Source organism: Clostridium sp. DL1XJH146, from assembly GCF_054819755.1.
This window is the reverse complement of sequence record NZ_JBTVVN010000174.1, coordinates 1-243: the sequence shown is the minus strand read 5'-3', so window position 1 is coordinate 243 and position 243 is coordinate 1. Positions and strand designations below refer to the sequence as shown.

1 protein-coding gene is annotated in these 243 nt (G+C 38.3%); it reads left to right on the top strand.

Annotated elements, in window-relative coordinates; all coding sequences use genetic code 11:
• A partial coding sequence (locus tag ACVHXK_RS18980) for a hypothetical protein (RefSeq protein ID WP_461207957.1) occupies positions 1-243 on the top strand: 243 nt, incomplete at both ends.

Genomic DNA, 243 nt, shown 5'->3' with positions numbered 1-243 from the left:
CGCAGTAAGATGAAGCAACAGTTACGAATTTTTGCAGATCACCGTATTTTAATTGGAATGCTGTTACCGTTATTTAATTTGGCGAGTGTTTATCCGCTATATACTTATTTACGACCATTATTAGCTGGTCCGCTGGGTTTTGGTGCGAATGCAATTACGATTATTTTATTTCTCTATGGTATTACTTCCATTATCAGCAATCAAATAAGCGGCTGGCTGGCGGAACGTGATGGTTTAAGATAC